Below are 15,503 nucleotides of genomic sequence, written 5' to 3' on the forward strand. Positions count from 1 at the left end.
ACTGATCATTCGTAAGACCGGCGGTGGTCCCAGGGGTTCCGGGGCATTGGTGTCATGGCCCCGTCGTCCAATGACACCGGCTCGTGCTTGAGCGCCCCGAACGGGACACCCGAAGACATACCCGCGCCGAAGCCGACCGACCAGGAGTTCCCCCGAACGATGGAATGCCGCGCGGATGCCGGCCCTCTCGCGTCGGCACGACCCGCAACTCGGTAACGTTCCCGGTCAGAGCAGGTCCAGTGTCGAACCCGCCCACCCGGGACGGACGCAGCACCCACTAGTGAGGACGGTTTCGGCGAGGCATCCGTCGACGAGGTTGCTGCGGTACTGGCTCTGGAGGAGGCCCTGCTGAAGGGCGCGCATCAGGTGGTCAGGGTCGGTGCAGACGGTGTTGGCCTGGCTGCTGCGTCGCCGACTCGACGAACACCTACTCGAGGCCGGCCTCACCACCGTCTCGCCCGGCACGCCCCTGCCCCGCTTCGGCATTCAGCCCGGCCCTGAAGGACCGGGCACCCTGCCCGAAAGCAAGGGTGGTGCATGGAAAGCTGTGTGAAGCCGTAACCGGCAGGGGAAGCATGGCGGGGCGGACTGCACCCGGCGTGCACCGTGACTCAATTCCCTGGTCCGCTGCGCGCGAAACCCGAGCTCACAGGCGGTGAAAGCCATTCTGAATCGCTACGGGGCGCCCCGGGGTAGCGGCCCCCGGGGCGCGGTCCGAATTCGTCTGCCGCCGGTCGGTTCAGTCGTTGTCGTTGTAGAAGGCGATGCCGCGCCAGTCGGTGACGCACGAGCGGCTGAGGAAGATCCAGCCGATCGCGCCGTCGCGCACGACGATCGCCGGGTTCGAGCCGTTGGTGGTGAAGCGGTACATGACCGTCGAGCCCGGGTTGCCGGCGACATCGCGCAGCGAGCCGTCGCTGTAGGTGCTGGTCGTGTAGTAGTTGTAGTACGCCGTGCAGGCCGGGTTGACCGTGATCGCTGTACCGTCCGTGGCCGCGTGCGCGGCCGCGTTGAAGTTGTAGCCGACCGTCCGGCGGTGCGCGATGTCGTCCTTGGTCGCCTCGCTGCACGACTCCGCGACGGATGCGGTCGGGCTGGAGCCGAGGGCGCCGGGCGGAATCCAGGCGCAGATGTTGTTGCCGCCCCAGCTGCGCCCGTAGTGGTAGTTACTGGCGGCGGTCTCGTGGACGTCGAAGGACGAGCCGGCCATGGCGGTGCCGACCCAGTAGCCGCAGACCTTGTTCTGCATCCAGGTGCCGGCCGGGACGGTGCCGGAGTTGTTGCACGCTGCCGGCTTGGGGGAGTTCGGCTGGACGGTGTACCTGTTGACGTTCGCCTGGGAGGTGATGGGGAGCAGGCCGACGAGCGCGGTCGCCGCAGCGAGAACGGTGGCTGCGCGGGTGCGGCGCCGGCGGGTTGTACCGGTCCTGGTCATCACTGCATCTCCTTCGTGGCGGGATGGTGCGGTGGGGTGGAGCGGTCAGCGGTACACCAGGAGCCGAGGGCGGAGCGTCGGATCCGCGGCGGCGCGGCCGGCGAGCACCGTTCGGCGCCCGTTGTCCGCGGTGCCCTCGGCCCCGCGCGGGCTTCCGGATCAGCAGGAAGCCCAGCGCGCCTTGGTGCAGATGACGGAGTGAGTCGGTGACGTCGAGTCGGCCGGGGCCGGCTGCGGGGAGCACGGACAGCCGGCCGACCGGGAAGAGCGCAGCGGTTTCCCAAGAATCGGGTGACAAAGTCCCACAGCGTTCCCGAGGGTCTACCGCCGAGGAACTGCACGAGTTCGGGGGGAGGCACCGCCAAGGCCACGGCCTGTCCTGCCGTGCTCGACAGGACAGGCCCTACGCCGTTCCCGGTCAGCAGAACCAACCGTCCTGGACCCAGCCGTGGCGGTTGATGTAGCCGTAGGCAAAGCCGTACACCCAGCCGGACTGCTTGCTCTCCACCAGGAAGGTCTGGCCCTGGTAGAGGGTGCCCATCCAAGCACCTCCCGGGTCGGTGCGGACGAAGAGGTCCTGGGCGCAGACGGTCTCACGTTCGCCGATGGTGCCGTTGGCGGCCTGGGCGGGGCCGGAGCCGAGCAGCAGGGCCGCGCCGACGGCGGCTGCCACCGCCCCGGTGCGGACGGTGCGGGGTGCGGACATAACGTTTCCTCCCGAATCCCGGCTCACCAGGAGCCGTAGCCGCCGATGCATTCGTTTGGGATGCAGGTACTGGATCCCGATCTGCGCGTCCTGCGGGTGAACACAGCGGCAGCCGGGATGAGTGCCTTCGAGCCCGCAGACGTGCGCGGCCGCCACCTCACCGACGTGGTCCATCTGTCCGACCCTGAAGAGACCGTGGCGATGCTGCACGAGGTCCTCGCCACCGGCGAACCTGCGCTGGACAGGCTCGTACGCGGCCGCCCGCCCAACGACCCCGCTCACGAGCACGTGTACTCCGTCTCCGTGTTCCGGCTCCAGGACGCAGACGGCCGGGTGCTGGGCGTATCCACGGCGGTGGTGGACGTCACCGTCCGCGAGCGGGCCCTCGCCCACGCTCGAGTCCTCAACGACGTGCGAGAACGTCTGGGGCACACGCTCGAGCTGGACACCACATGCCGCGAACTCGTCGACGTCCTCGTGCCCGCCTTCGCCGACGCCGCAGAAGTCGACCTGCTGGACCCCGTCGTGCGGGGCGATGACCCCCCGCCCGGGCCCGTGGGACCCGCCATTCCCCTGCGGCGGATGTCCTTCGCCTCGGCGGACCCTCAACGGGACTCACTGGGCACCGGTACCGGTCCGTTCAGATTTCCTGGGGCGTGGCTTCAGTCCCTGACGGACCTACGCCCCCAGCTGATCACGTACCAGCCGGACGAAACCCCCACAGGCGGCCCGCGCGCAGGGCTCGCCGGGCCCACACTCTGCCATCGTCACCCCGATGACGCTGAGGAACGGCGTCCTGGGAATACTGAGTCTCTACCGTTCTCCCGACCGCGACCCGTTCGTGGACCAGGACCTCGACCTCGCGCTGGAAGTCGCTGCACGGACCTCGCTGCACGTCGACAACGCGCGCCGCTACGCCCGAGAACACACCATCGCCCTGACGCTGCAGCGCCGCCTCCTGGCCCAGCGCCCAGCGCCGCAGGCAGCCGTGGAGAGCGCCCACTTCCATCACTTGGCCGATGCCGGCGGCGGCTGGTTCGACGTCTTTCCGCTGTCCGGTGCGCGCATCGCCCTCACCGTCGGCCGCGTCTCGGGTACAGGCATCCACGCCGCCATGGCGATGGGCCAGCTGCGCACCGCCATCCACACCCTGGCATCGCTGGACCTGGAACCTGACGAACTGCTCGCCCGCCTCAACGAGACCGTGGCCCGACTTGCCGCCGAACGCGCCGACCTGCCGACCTGCGACCCTCTGCAAGGCCAGAAACTGACCGCCGACTGCCTCTACGGGATCTACGATCCCCTGGCCCTGAGCTGCACCCTCGCCCTCGCCGGTGGCCCGCAACCGGTACTCGCCCACCCCCACGGGGCCACCGAGACAATCGATGTTCCCGTCGCTCCCCCGCTGGGCGGCGGCAAAGACACCTTCGCCGGCACCCGTCTGGACCTCCCCGAGGGAAGCATCATCGCTCTCTACACGGACGCGTTCCTTCCCACGGGCGAGGCAGAAAGGAAGATCGGCCAGGACCGTCTGCGGCAGATCCTCGCCCAAAGCACACACCCCCTGGGCGACCTGCGCGACGAGGCCGTGCGCACCGTCCCCGCCCCCGACACCGACGCGGTGCTGCTCCTCGTGCAGACCCATGCACTCGAACCCAGCCTCGTCGCCACCTGGGACCTACCCGCCGAACCCGCGGCCATCGCCGCTGCCCGCGCCCGCACGCGGCGTCAGCTGACCCAATGGAACCTCGACGAGCTCTCCCTCACTACGGAGCTCATCGTCAGCGAACTGGCCACCAACGCCGTCCGCTACGGAACCCCTCCCATCACCCTCCGCCTGATCAACAGCGACCGTACGCTCACCTTCGAGGTCAGCGACTCCAGCCCCGTCTCACCACACCTTCGCCATGCCCAGACCACCGACGAGGGCGGACGCGGCCTTTTCATCTGCGCCGAACTCGCACAGAACTGGGGCGTCCGCTTCAGTGACAACAGCAAGACCATCTGGACGGAACAGGAAACCCCCCACCTGACATAGATCCCCCTATCGGTTGACCAGGAACCGATCCAGCCCAGCCCCTGCGGCTCCAACACCATGTCCGGGGCCAGCACTGGCACGGTGGGCTATGACGTCACCGGCGCCCCGGGGGCTGCCGGCGGTGCACCGGCCGGTACCGGGAAAGGCGCTCCGCAGCGCCCTGGGGCGTGGAGGCTGAAAGGAAGGCCAGTGCTGATTCAGGCAATTGGAGCCGTGCTGCCAGCGGCACTCACGCTCGCACTGAGCCCTTCCCACTCACCGGGATCATCCTGATCCTGGCTGGCCAGCAGGACCGACGCAAAGGGCTGCTGTTCACAGCTGGATGGATCGAGGAGCGAAGCGACCGCCCGGTCCTGCCGTACTGACCACAGCGGCAGGGGTCGCCTCCCGCAGAGGTCTAATGGGCGGGAGGCGACACCTCATGATGTTCTCTTGCCGGATATAGGGCGGTCGACTCGCCAGCACGGAGTAGCTACGGGCACAGCCTCACCCAAGTGACCGTGTCGGCATGGTGGTGACCGGCGGAGACGGGCAGGATCACTGCCAAGCGGGGATGAGGACCAGGTCGGGGACGGTCAAGCTCGCCCCTAACGGCTGGCTTTCAGTCTCACCGTCGCGAAGGCGCCCACGGCATCGCACCCTCCCAGCTGACGAGGTGTCTGGAGCCGTCCCAGCGGCGCCCCCGGCCCCCAAATCAAGGAGCCCGGCAGCCGCGAGGAACGCAGAAATCTGCGCCCGCGCCTGCCCAGAGGCAGCCAAGTACTCGCTGCCTGCATCCGCCGGATCGACTTCCGGAACAGGGCCCCGCAGCAGCCGAACAACATCCAGGTCAATCATCCGAATGCATCTCCCAAGCACGGAAAGCATCAGCTTGCCGCGCTACTCAGGAACTCAGACTCACCAAGAGCAGCGTGTCGGACCGCCGCAGTCAGCCTGCGCGTCTCCCCAACGCACGACGGTAGCTTTGCGGTCACAGCTATAACTGCGCAGGCCCCGGGGAGCATTGGCCAATGCCCGCACCGCCAGGGATCCCTACACACGGGAGAGGGGCCCGACAGCAGTCGGTCAGTCAAGGAACGCTCGCAGGTTCACGAACCCTGCCCCCTACTCCGTGACGAAGGGGGCGAAGCCGACGGGGACCTCGCTGACCTGAAGGTCGGAGAAGAGCAGGATCAGGTTGTGCGCGTGCGTTTCCATGCGTACCTCGTGAAAGTCGATCCCCAGGGCGTTCGACCAGCTTCGGGTCACCTCCGAGTCGGGTAGGAGTCTGGCTCCCGGGTACAGGCAGTGCCACTTGACGCCCCAGACATATCCGTCGAATTCGGTACCGGTTTCCTGCTCGATGAGCCGATCGTCCAAGGAGACCCGCCAGGTCTCCGCCGGCACCGACGTCTCACACCGGGCCTCGACGCAGTGCCGGAAGAGATACCGCTACGTTCCCGAGGGGTTGTCCAGTTCGGCGGGTATGAAGAAGGCCGGCCGCACCAAGGGGTACGTCTTAGGTGTCTGGGCGGCGATCGCCGCAGCCAACACGGTGTCGGCCGTCCTCGGCTACACGGTGGTCGGGTCCTTCTCCCCCGCCGTGATCGCCGCGGTGACCGCAGTGGCAGCCGGGGGCGATCCTCGCCATGATCGCCGACACGATGATCCCTGAAGCATTCGACGACGCCCACCTGGCCATCGGACTGATCACCGTCAGCGGCTTCCTCGTCTCCTTCGCCCTCTCCCACACCTGAGCCCTGGAGTGTGAAGCAGGGGGACACCACCGTGGCGCTGTACTGCCGCCTGATATTGATCCGGCAGGCGGAGGACGCTCGAGGGAGCGAGCGTGTCGAGCAGCTGGGCGTGCCATGACAAGTCGGTTCAGGACGGTGCGTCAGTAGACGGTGCCGGGGCCGACCCAGTACAGCTCGAAGATGTTGGTCCCGGGGGCCGCGAGGAGCACCTTCACGTCGCAGAATGCGAGCTGCGCCATGCGCGCAAGGCCCGCGAGGTCGCCAACGACGACTGGCGTTGTTCCGCCCAGGCGCCCAGCCGCGCCGGGAGCGCCACCGCCACGACCTGGGCCGTGCCACCCCTCTTCCTCTCGTACAGGGGCCGGCCGTCTCCGTACTTTGGCGAGGGCGCCCCGAAGAACGTGTCGAAGCCCATCGCGCCGCGCACGATCATCTCGAAGGACCACCACCATCCGGGGCCGATCCCGGTCCGCGCCCAGAACCGCTCGTAGACCGCGGCCTTCGCTTGCTTCGCCGCTTCCTGCCTTTCCCAGAGGGCGATCGCTGCCTGCCGCTCTTCCTCCCAACGGGCCTGCTCCGCTTGCTCCTGCGCGCGCCTGCGCCGCTGCTCCTCGAGCGCCGCAGCCGCATAGGACGCCGCGGTCCAGAACACACCGCTGTAGCCCCCCGGGTGGTCTTCGTCCCAACCGTGGACATGGCCGTCCACGCACTGGATCAAGCGGCGATCGAGGATCCACTGGACTGCGTCGCTGAGGCTGACACTGTGCCAGCCGCTTTCCGCCTTGTAGCGGGCGATGACGCCGCGCACCGTGCGTGGGGCCTCCGAAGGACCGGTCAGATGCAGGGACGGCACCGCAGTCATCCACTGCCGCTGCTGGTCTCGGTCGTCAAACCAGCAGACCTCCACACACCGTCCGCGGCGTACCGGTTGGTGCGCTCACGCACCTCGCGTTCGGTGATCGGCGAGAGCTGTGCCTCCAGCGCGCAACGGCGACCGTCCGCACAGACCGCCAGCACATCCGCCCGCCACCCGCCGTGCGGAGCAGCAACCTCCAAAGTGGAGTGCCAGCCGGCAGGGGGTGCGCCCTCCAGTCGGTCCGCCCTCCGCTGTCGCTGCGCTGGTGCGGTGTTCCATGCCGGGGGTCGTCACTTCCAGCATGGATCGAACCGCCCAGGAGTCCGGTACATACAGCAGCGGGTACCGGCTGGTGGACATCTCGTCGCCGCCACCGTCTGTCGTTGCCGTGGCGGGTGCTCATGAAAGAGGCCGTCATAAGCGATGTGCCCGCGGGCGTCGCCGTGTGTTGTCGGCGATGAGGATCAGCCCGGTGATGGTGGTGACCAGCAGGTCGCCGGGCGTAGCGCTTGGAGCAGGTAGGGGGGACGGGGCGTACCGACACGGTGGAGACGATGCGGTTGAACTCTCGGGGAAGGGGCTGGCGGGTGAGATCGCAGACCGCGGTGTTCGGGTGCAGTCCAGTGGCGGCCAGCCGTCGGATGCCACCTGCACGAGGCAGGGGTCGACGGAGGCTCACACGGTGCTGTGCCAGGAGCGCAGCCGGTCGGCGATGTCGTAGACGGTGAGTCGTAGCGCGCGAATGTCGGTGATCAGGTCTCGCCACGGCTCGAAGGAGTCGTCGACTTCCTGCCCGGAGGCTCTGATGTAGGCCACCGCCACGCCGTACGCGAAATAGGCGTTGCGGGCCGGCAGCGGACGCAGCAGGACCAGTTGCTCCAGCAGGGCGGCGGCCCTCCAGTAGGCGTCGGGTTCGCCCGCGTCCAGCTGGGGTGTGTTCACCCGGTGCCGGGCGACGGCTGCCACCAGGCCGGAGTAGTCCCGGACGCCGAGCTCCTTGCCGAGCAGTTCCTCTTGCCGGTCGAGGAGCCATCGGATGTCGATGTGTAGGTCCAAGGGTCAGGCCGCCTGCCCCGCGGCGTGTCGTTGGGCTGGGGCGTCGTCGGGGAAGGCGTCGTCGAATGCCTCGGCCAGGCCGGGTCGGGCGATGATGCCGCGGAACTCGGCCGTCGCCCTGCTCAGCGCGATCTGGTTCTCTTCGTCTATGGCCAGCTCGGCCAGGTAGGCGCGCACGCTCTGTCCGCGGGCTGCGGCGACCGCAGCGAAGCGGTCCCTGGTCTCGGAGTCGACCTTCACGGTGGTGTCAGCCATATACCGAGTATGCACCCACGGGTACCTTTGCGAATACCCGTTTCGCAACTCCGGCCTTCTGGCTACTTTCCGTCGTCGATTTAGCTCCGGCGACAGGTCGCCACGTACCCGCCGCACCCGCGGCCTGTGCCGATAGCGGCCGAACTCCAGCCGGTCCTGGTCGACCTCGATCTCGACCACCACCTCAGGTTCCACCGGCAGGAAGCGCACCGGGTCGGCGCCGGGCAGTCCGCCCACCGTGCCCGGCAGCTCACGCATCTCCCCGCCCGCAGCGTGCAGGAGCGGCGCCACGGCGGCACGGACGTGCTGAGGGAGCGGAAGGCTCACAGCCACTGCGCGCATCCTCCCGCTATGCGGCCGACCCAGCACGAGGGCCTGGGCCGCCGGAGTCCGGCCGGTCACCCCGATGACAACCGCCTCGGTGGTGTGGCGCAGGCGCCACTTCACCCAACCCGAAGCGAGGCCTGCCGCGTACCGCCCGTCAGCCCGCTTGCACACCAGGCCTTCCACCCCACCCAGCGCACCGACCCACTCCAGAGCCTGCTCGTGGTTCTCGGTGGCCGGTACCGCGCGCAGCGCGGGCGGTCCTTGCTCGAGGAGGTGCAGCAGTCCGGCACGACGTTCGGCGTACGGCCGCTGCCGCCAGTCCCGCTCGCCGACCGCGAGGACGTCGAAGAGCGCGACGTGGACAGTGAAGTCGGCACCACTACGAGGGCCGCGGCTGCCGGTCCGGCTCTGCAGACGGTCGAAAGCCACCCCCGATCCGTCCTTGAGGACCGCGACCAGCTCGCCGTCCAGGACCGCGTCCGGCAGGCTCGACGCAGTGCGCGCGATGTCGCCGAACTGGCGGGACAGGTCAGTGCCGTGGCGGCTCCACACCCGCCGGGTCGCGGTGTGAATCTGGGAGCCTCCGCCAACTTGAAGTCGCAGGTCAAAGGGCTGGTGTGACCGGTCCTCCGGGTACTCGTGCTGGTCGTGGGCGGGAGTCCACGGAGAAGATCATCCGTCAGCGGTTGACTTCGAGGTTCGTCAGGACGAGCAGAGCGCGCAGGAGTTGGGTGGCGTGTGCGGGATCGGCACGGAGTTTGGCGAGGACCCGCCAGTTCTTCAGGTGGGCGAAGCCGTGCTCGACCGGTGCACGTCCGACGGCGAGGACTCGGTTGGCTTCCTTCTGGCCTGGGGTGAGCTTGTGGGTGCGGGTGGCGGCGTAGCCGGTGACGATCACTGGGTCGTGGATGTTGTTGTCCAGGCCGCGGAAGCCGAGGTCGGCCAGTGCCCCGAGGCCGGCGGCGCGCAGGTGGGCCAGGATGTGGTCGTGGCGGGCGGCGGTGTTGTCGTGGGTGCGGCCGGGCCGGGCGGCGGATATCCAGATCAGGCGCCCGTTCTCATCGGTCAGGGCGAGGAAGTGCAGGCCATGGCTGCGGTGCTTGCCGGAGTAGTTCCGTCGGTCGGCCTTGCCGGTGCGGCGCGTGGTGCGGATGAGGGTGCCGTCGATCAGGACCACCTCGCCGCCCTGCTTGGCGACCTTCTTCAGGGCGCGGTCCAGGCGCGGGGCCTGGGCGGCGAGCAGTCCGATCAGCTCGTCCCGCCAGCGGCGGACGGTGGGCTCCGACACGTCGTTGCCGCCGGCCATGTCGGCCAGGCGCTGGTCGTGGCGCAGTACGGCCAGGACGATCACCGCGATCTTCCCCGCTGGCAGGATCCGCCACCTGGACCGGATCGCCTTCAGGTGGCGCCGCAGCAGATCGGCGAGGTGGTTGACGGTGCGCGTGGACAGCGGCAGACGACACTGGTAGACAAGCGGGCAGGTGTCCTCGGCAAGCTCTTTGGTATTCGTCACACAATTCCAACGGCCGCCGGGGGCACCCCGGTTACGCCCGTCCCGAGCCGTTCCGAGCGGCGGTGCTCCCGGTCACAGGCGGGTGGTGAACCGGCCGTCAGGTAGTTTGCGGAGCCAGCCGCGATCGACGAGTCTGACCAGCTTGCTGCGTAGCGGTTCCAGCTTGGCCTTCACGCTGACGTCCACCCCCACCACCTCGCCGACCTCGCGGGCCATGACCGGTCCGGCAGCCTGCCGCACGGCGGTGATGATGCGCTGGTAGTCCCAGGGAAGTGAGCCCTCCTCCACACCCGGTTCGCGGTGCGGGATCAGCATCACTGCTCGTCCGGCCACCTGCCCGGGCATCGGCCCGGCCGAGGCGCGTTCCTCGGCGAGCTGCCCAGTCATCCGTTCAAGGACACGTTCGGCGACGGCGAGTTCGTCCCTCTCGGCCCGCACCTCCGCCAGCTGTTTCGCCAACTGTTCTTCGAGTTCGTCCAGTTCCGCGCGCCGCGCGGTGATCCGTTCCAGCAGCTCGGGATCCAGCATCCAACAGATCGTAGAAGGCCGCCCGGTCACGGTGAGCGGGAACCGACAAGTCGGCCCCTGAAGATGGAGATGGGGGACCTCGAACTGACAAGGATGTGCCCAGCGTCGCTCGACTCAGAGCACGCGCTGGTACCGGAGCTCAGCGAGTGTGATCCCGTCGTAGACGTCGTCCTGAGCCGCACCGTCAGCCTGGTAGCCGGCCCGCTCGTAGAAGCGCTGGGCCCCCTGGTTGTCACAGAGAACCCACAAAACTGACGCCTTGAAGCCCTGGCCCTTCATTTGAGCATGTGCCTCACCCAGGAGGATCCGGCCGATGCCCTGGCCGATCAGGTCCGGTGAGATGTACAGGGCGTAGACCTCACTGACCCGTTCCACACCGGGCAACTCACTTCGACACGGCCCGAAGCAGATCCACCCCACCGGGCCTCGGTCACCGAGCGCCACAAGGTCTCGTGACGTTCGTCCGGGTTGAGAAAACCGCTGCCGCCGTTGACCAGCATCATCTTCCACCGTCATGGCATCCAAATACGTCTGGGGAACGATGCCGGCGTACGCCGCCTGCCATCCTCGGACTCGGATCGTCGAAACGGCCTCGATGTCGGCCGCATTCATCTCCCGCACGTGCACCATCGCGCCACCGTAATGGCACAGGTACCTCAGAACGAACTGCTTTACCCCGCTGGCTGTGCCTCCCCCAACGAGAGCGGCTCCTGACGCACGATCTTCTCCGCGGACTGCCGCCCACCACCAGGGTGAGTCCCCCGAGCGCGGGTCACACCAGCCCTTTGACCTGCGACTTCAAGTTGGCGGAGGCTCTGGCATCGCCATCCATCCCACTTCGGTTATGCGCTGTTGGACAGTTCGCGTCTGCGGCCCTCGCGGCTACGCGCCCGTGGCGCGCCGTGCCGCCGCAGGATCGAGGGAGTCGATGTCCTCCATGAAGCTCAGCATCCGGGGGTTGACCAGGTCGGGGTGGTCGATCTGTGGGCCGTGGCCGGTCGCGGCGACGATCTCGGCGCGGGCGCCGGGGATCAGGCGCGGTACGCGTTCCGCCTGCCGCTTGGGGTGTACGAGCAGGCTGCGCTTGCCCATGATCAGGTAGCACGGCGTCCGGATGGAGCCCAGTTCCGCGTCCGACAGCGGCAGCGGCGCGGGGCGGCGGATCCGGAAGGCCTTCACGCTGGCCTGAATCATCGCGCGGAGCTCGGGGACGACGATTACCGGCTGCTCCAGCCACTTGGCGAGGCGAGGGCGCCACGCCTTCGGGGCGTACGTGGCGAAGAGGCTGGCGAAGATCCAGACGAAGAAGCGCAGGCCGACCTTCTCCAGGCCGCCCGGGTCGAGGGCTGTGACCGAGGCGAGCCGCCCGGGCCGAAGGTGGGCCTGGTTGATGACCAGCCAGCCACCGTACGAAGAGCCGACCAGGTGGACCTTGTCGAGGCCCAGCGCATCGAGGGCCTCGTCCATCCACTGCGCCGCGCGCTCGGGCTGCCACATCGGTTCGCGCTGGACGCTGCGGCCGGGGTCGCCGGGAGTGTCGAGAGCGTAGACGGGGCGCTCGGCGCTGAGGGCAAGGGTGTTGGGATACCACTGGGCGGAGCAGCCTCCCGAACCGTGTATCAGGACCACGGGTGTGCGTGACTCGGCTGCCGGGTCGGCTGGGCCGTACCGGTAGACGTGGGTGGTACCGAAGGTGGTCTCGACGTCCGTCTCGGAGCGGATGGGCGCTCCCTTCGCGTAGAGGACGTCGCAGGTGGCGAAGTACCGGTCGCGCAGTTCGTCGCTCACGTAGTGGCCGATGTCGCGGCGTACTCGGGTCGTGTTCTCGGGCACGGGGCACCTCCAGGAAGATCCGCTCTTCGTGATACGAACGTACCATATTGTTGATACGACGGTACCATGAAGACGTTCGGACCAAGCCGGACGAGCCCCTGAACCACCCACCCCACGGCCGGAGACAGCACTGATGCCAAAGCGCGTGGACCACGAGGAACGGCGCACACAGATCGCCGAAGCGCTCATCCAAGTCGCCGGGCGGCGAGGGCTGCACGCCGTCGGAATGCGCGACGTGGCCGCCGAGGCCGGCGTATCCCTCCGGCTCGTGCAGTACTACTTCGAGACCAAGGAGAAGCTGCTCTTCTACGGCCTCCAGCACCTGACCGACCGCTTCACCGAGCGGGTGGGCGCCCGCCTGGCCGCCGCCGGCCCGAACCCGGGCCCGCGCGCGACGATCGAGGCGCTGCTGCTCGCCTCCCTGCCGACCGACCAGGAGGGCCGCACCTTCCACCTCCTGTACAGCTCCTACTCGATCCTGTCCGTCACCGACGGAGCACTCGCCGCCCAGCCCTTCATCGACAAACCCGACGCGGCCGAGAACGCCCTCACCGGCTTGCTTGAAGGAGCCCAGGCGGCAGGCATGGCCGATCCCGGCGTCGACGCACGCACCGAGGCCATCAGCCTGCTCGCCATGACCGCGACCATGGGCACCAGCATCCTCGTCGCCCAACGGACACCAGAGTCAGCCATCGCCGTACTCCGCCACCACCTCGACCGCATCTTCACCGCCAGCGGCCGCACCACCCCGGGCGCCGGACAACAGACAGACACCAACACCTGTCCATAACTTCGGCTCCAACATCCAGCCCGACGACTCGGGAACGGCCTCGACCGCGCGCGCCAGGGCAAGCAAAGCAGGCAGAGCAAACGGGGGCACCGCGACCTCCAGCAGGGACCGGTTCTCGTGCACAGAGCTGGCTGCCGACGGTGTCCTCCAGTGCCCTTCGGGAGGCATCAGGAGCGAGCGAGCCCGACCCCGCCAGAGCGTTACGGGGGCCGGGCTGGCCGTCAGACCCTAGACCGTCACGGGGAAGTCGGATGCCCACTGCGGCTGCGGCTGGACCGGTCGCGCCAGCGGCGCCGCCGCCATCGAGGCGGTCCGCATCAGGAGACCCCGAGCGGCAGAGGCTCGGGTCGCTCGTCGGCGGCCGGGCCTCACGCACGTTTCACGCAGGTCGCCGGGATCTGCCCGCCGTGCACCACGCGCCAGACCGAGCCGTTGCGGCCGCACTTGCGGTACGCCGGGCCGCTCTGGGTCCGTGCGATCGCCTCGACGCACGACAGGACGACGTCGCCGCGGTGGACGTAGTGGTCAACTGGGCTGTTCGGCTTGGCCACCCCCGTCGTTCCATGCCGGCCGCCGCACCGCGACCACCCGTCCCGTCACCCGGCACTTCGTCGCACACACTGCCCGGGCCGACGCGTGCTGAGACGAAGCCGCTTCGGCTGGCGGGGCCGCCAACACGCCCGCAGCCGCGGCCCAGGAGGACATGAGTCGTTGTCGGATCATGCCCGGACAACCGCTGCTGCCACCAACTGTTACGGCTTCTGTGAGGCGATCACCCGACAGGGAAGGACCGCCCGGGTGACAGGTGTTGGAGTGTCAGGCGCCGAGATGTTCGCTGAGGCAGACGTACGTAGGGGCTTGCTGGTCGTCGAGGCTGCTGTAGTCCAGGACGGCTGGGTAGGTCTGGCGCGTTCCTGGGTACAGGGGTGTGCAGGCCTGCTCGGTGTCCTAGAAGACGGCGTAGTCCCCCGGTGCATCCCCGGTGCCGGCGGGGTTCACCAGGTCGGCGCCGCACTGGGCGCCAGGGGCGTTCATCAGGAGGACGCCGTCGCGGGTGGTGTCGCTGGCGCTGCCGGTCCAGGCCACGCAGTAGAAGACGCTTGGGTCTCCGCCGGTGGACGGCTCGGAGATGATGTCGACCCGCTGCAGGGTGGGTGGGCCGCCGCACAGACGGTTGATGTCCTTGATGTAGTACGGGGCGCCGATGGCGCAGATGTCCTTCTTGGACTCGCAGGTCGCCGGGCCCGTGGGCAGCTTGTAGGTGACCGGCAGGCATGTAGCGGACTCGGTTGCCGGGGTGTTCTTAGCTTGGCATTTACTGACTTCGGCTCGTTAGGGTGCCGTTGAGACGTCGAGGGTCAGGCCGGTGCCGGCTATGAAGCCGTCGAGGGTGTCGGGCCGGTATTGCAGGCGCTTGAGCCGGTTGCGGACGAGGGCCTCGAGTCGGTCGAGGGCGACGACGGCGAGGTTGGCCAGGCTGCGTTTGACGTGGGCCCAGACCCACTCGACGGGGTTGAGGTCGGGCGAGTAGGCGGGCAGCAGGAACACAGTCAGCCATGCACGCTCGGCGGTCAACTCACGCATGGCATGGGAGACGTGGGTGTTCAGGCGGTCCCAGACCAGCACGATCGGCGCCTTGACGAGCTGATGGACGCCGTCGATCAGTGCGATGAAGTCGCGCTCGCCCATGCTGCGGCGTTCGCCCTTGCCCGCGGGGTGGGTACGCAGACGGTGGCACAGGCGGGTGCGGGAGCCGGGCCTCATGGCGATCAGTCCGGCCACCGACAGGCGTCCCGAGCGTCGGCCGCTGACCGTCACGACCGGGGTGCGGCCGCGTCGGCCCCACGTGCGCCCCTTGGGCGGCCGGCGGGTGAAGCCTGCCTCGTCCTCGAAGCAGAGGTAGCCCCCGCAGGCCGCCCGGGCTCTTTTACCTCCGCCCAGGTCGCCTCCTTCCACGCGGTCACGGCCTGCTCGTCGCGTTCGGCGACCCGCCGTGCGGGAATCTGCGGGCTGAAGCCGAGCCGGTGCATCAGCCTCGTCGCCCCGGAGACGCTGTAGGAGACGTGGAACTTCCTGCCGATCAGCGTGGCCACCCTCGCGGCGGTCCACACCTGGTCCTCCACCCAGCCGTGCGCGGCCGGACCCTGCTCCAGATACGCGGCCAGTTTCTCAGACAGTGCGGGGACAGACGGCACCGCGAGCCGCTCGGACCACGCGAATTCAGAGCTCCCACACCACCGGCCCGCCACAACTCGTGCCACTGGTAAGCCGACTTCCCACTCACCCGCAGGCGCCGTGCCACCTCCAACGGCTTGATGCCCTGCTCGAACAGCTCAGCCGCCTGCATCCGCACCGACTCACGTCGCTGCCGACCCGCAGCGGTCAGCCCGCCCCCATCCGCGTATCTCACACACAACGAGATACCGCCAC

General features: G+C 68.6%; 14 protein-coding genes and 5 pseudogenes. 4 read left to right on the forward strand and 15 right to left on the reverse strand.

The genetic code is table 11. The features are described 5' to 3' along the window. Positions 1-225: 225 nt before the first annotated feature. From ACZ4N5_RS39440 to ACZ4N5_RS39450, 3 genes and pseudogenes are all read right to left on the reverse strand, one after another. Positions 226-411: pseudogene (locus ACZ4N5_RS39440) on the reverse strand (hypothetical protein); the annotation flags it as partial. A 328-nt stretch (positions 412-739) separates the two neighbouring features. Next, positions 740-1,435, reverse strand: a complete 696-nt coding sequence (locus ACZ4N5_RS39445; RefSeq protein ID WP_467761795.1) for a hypothetical protein — start codon at positions 1,433-1,435, stop codon at positions 740-742. Between the two features lie 418 nt (positions 1,436-1,853). Then, positions 1,854-2,141, reverse strand: a complete 288-nt coding sequence (locus ACZ4N5_RS39450) for a hypothetical protein (RefSeq protein WP_467761796.1) — start codon at positions 2,139-2,141, stop codon at positions 1,854-1,856. Between the two features lie 117 nt (positions 2,142-2,258). Here ACZ4N5_RS39450 and ACZ4N5_RS39455 point away from each other — a divergent pair. After that, positions 2,259-2,465 (forward strand): annotated as a pseudogene (locus ACZ4N5_RS39455) (SpoIIE family protein phosphatase); the annotation flags it as partial. 451 nt (positions 2,466-2,916) lie between these two features. Further along, a complete protein-coding gene (locus ACZ4N5_RS39460; RefSeq protein ID WP_467761797.1) occupies positions 2,917-4,179 on the forward strand; it encodes a SpoIIE family protein phosphatase in 1,263 nt (420 codons plus the stop codon). Between the two features lie 1,104 nt (positions 4,180-5,283). Here ACZ4N5_RS39460 and ACZ4N5_RS39465 read toward each other — a convergent pair. Further along, positions 5,284-5,610 (reverse strand): annotated as a pseudogene (locus tag ACZ4N5_RS39465) (YxiG-like protein); the annotation flags it as partial. Positions 5,611-5,614: 4 nt separating this feature from the next. Here ACZ4N5_RS39465 and ACZ4N5_RS39470 point away from each other — a divergent pair. Continuing rightward, positions 5,615-5,915 (forward strand): annotated as a pseudogene (locus ACZ4N5_RS39470) (ZIP family metal transporter); the annotation flags it as partial. Positions 5,916-6,126: 211 nt separating this feature from the next. On the opposite strand, the gene ACZ4N5_RS39475 reads toward ACZ4N5_RS39470, so the two are convergent. The 8 genes from ACZ4N5_RS39475 to ACZ4N5_RS39510 form a co-directional block, all read right to left on the reverse strand. Then, complete coding sequence (locus ACZ4N5_RS39475) at positions 6,127-6,777, reverse strand: hypothetical protein (protein WP_467761798.1); 651 nt, start codon at positions 6,775-6,777, stop codon at positions 6,127-6,129. Continuing rightward, complete coding sequence (locus ACZ4N5_RS39480) at positions 6,774-6,971, reverse strand: competence protein CoiA family protein (RefSeq protein ID WP_467761799.1); 198 nt, start codon at positions 6,969-6,971, stop codon at positions 6,774-6,776. The genes ACZ4N5_RS39475 and ACZ4N5_RS39480 overlap by 4 nt, the downstream gene beginning before the upstream one ends. 475 nt (positions 6,972-7,446) lie before the next feature. Continuing rightward, complete coding sequence (locus ACZ4N5_RS39485; RefSeq protein WP_467761800.1) at positions 7,447-7,827, reverse strand: toxin Doc; 381 nt, start codon at positions 7,825-7,827, stop codon at positions 7,447-7,449. 3 nt (positions 7,828-7,830) lie between these two features. Beyond that, positions 7,831-9,012 carry an ATP-dependent DNA ligase gene (locus ACZ4N5_RS39490; protein WP_467761827.1) on the reverse strand — a complete coding sequence of 394 codons (1,182 nt, stop codon included), beginning with the start codon at positions 9,010-9,012 and terminating at the stop codon, positions 7,831-7,833. 76 nt (positions 9,013-9,088) lie between these two features. Beyond that, complete coding sequence (locus ACZ4N5_RS39495) at positions 9,089-9,922, reverse strand: transposase family protein (RefSeq protein ID WP_467761801.1); 834 nt, start codon at positions 9,920-9,922, stop codon at positions 9,089-9,091. 72 nt (positions 9,923-9,994) lie between these two features. Further along, positions 9,995-10,450 (reverse strand): hypothetical protein, encoded by a 456-nt coding sequence (locus ACZ4N5_RS39500; RefSeq protein WP_467761802.1) that lies wholly within the window; start codon positions 10,448-10,450, stop codon positions 9,995-9,997. 114 nt (positions 10,451-10,564) lie between these two features. Further along, complete coding sequence (locus ACZ4N5_RS39505) at positions 10,565-11,080, reverse strand: GNAT family N-acetyltransferase (protein ID WP_467761803.1); 516 nt, start codon at positions 11,078-11,080, stop codon at positions 10,565-10,567. Between the two features lie 252 nt (positions 11,081-11,332). Beyond that, positions 11,333-12,283 (reverse strand): alpha/beta fold hydrolase, encoded by a 951-nt coding sequence (locus ACZ4N5_RS39510; RefSeq protein ID WP_467761804.1) that lies wholly within the window; start codon positions 12,281-12,283, stop codon positions 11,333-11,335. Positions 12,284-12,416: 133 nt separating this feature from the next. Here ACZ4N5_RS39510 and ACZ4N5_RS39515 point away from each other — a divergent pair, with 133 nt between their 5' ends. Continuing rightward, positions 12,417-13,073 (forward strand): TetR/AcrR family transcriptional regulator, encoded by a 657-nt coding sequence (locus ACZ4N5_RS39515; protein WP_467761805.1) that lies wholly within the window; start codon positions 12,417-12,419, stop codon positions 13,071-13,073. A 368-nt stretch (positions 13,074-13,441) separates the two neighbouring features. Here ACZ4N5_RS39515 and ACZ4N5_RS39520 read toward each other — a convergent pair whose 3' ends face one another. From ACZ4N5_RS39520 to ACZ4N5_RS39530, 3 genes and pseudogenes are all read right to left on the reverse strand, one after another. Next, a complete protein-coding gene (locus ACZ4N5_RS39520) occupies positions 13,442-13,624 on the reverse strand; it encodes a hypothetical protein (protein WP_467761806.1) in 183 nt (60 codons plus the stop codon). Between the two features lie 397 nt (positions 13,625-14,021). Next, positions 14,022-14,159: a hypothetical protein gene (locus tag ACZ4N5_RS39525; RefSeq protein WP_467761807.1), complete on the reverse strand. Its 138-nt coding sequence runs from the start codon at positions 14,157-14,159 to the stop codon at positions 14,022-14,024. A gap of 246 nt (positions 14,160-14,405) precedes the next feature. Then, positions 14,406-15,483, reverse strand: a pseudogene (locus ACZ4N5_RS39530) (IS630 family transposase). Positions 15,484-15,503 lie beyond the last annotated feature (20 nt).

It is taken from the genome of Streptomyces sp. NPDC026500, assembly GCF_055567635.1.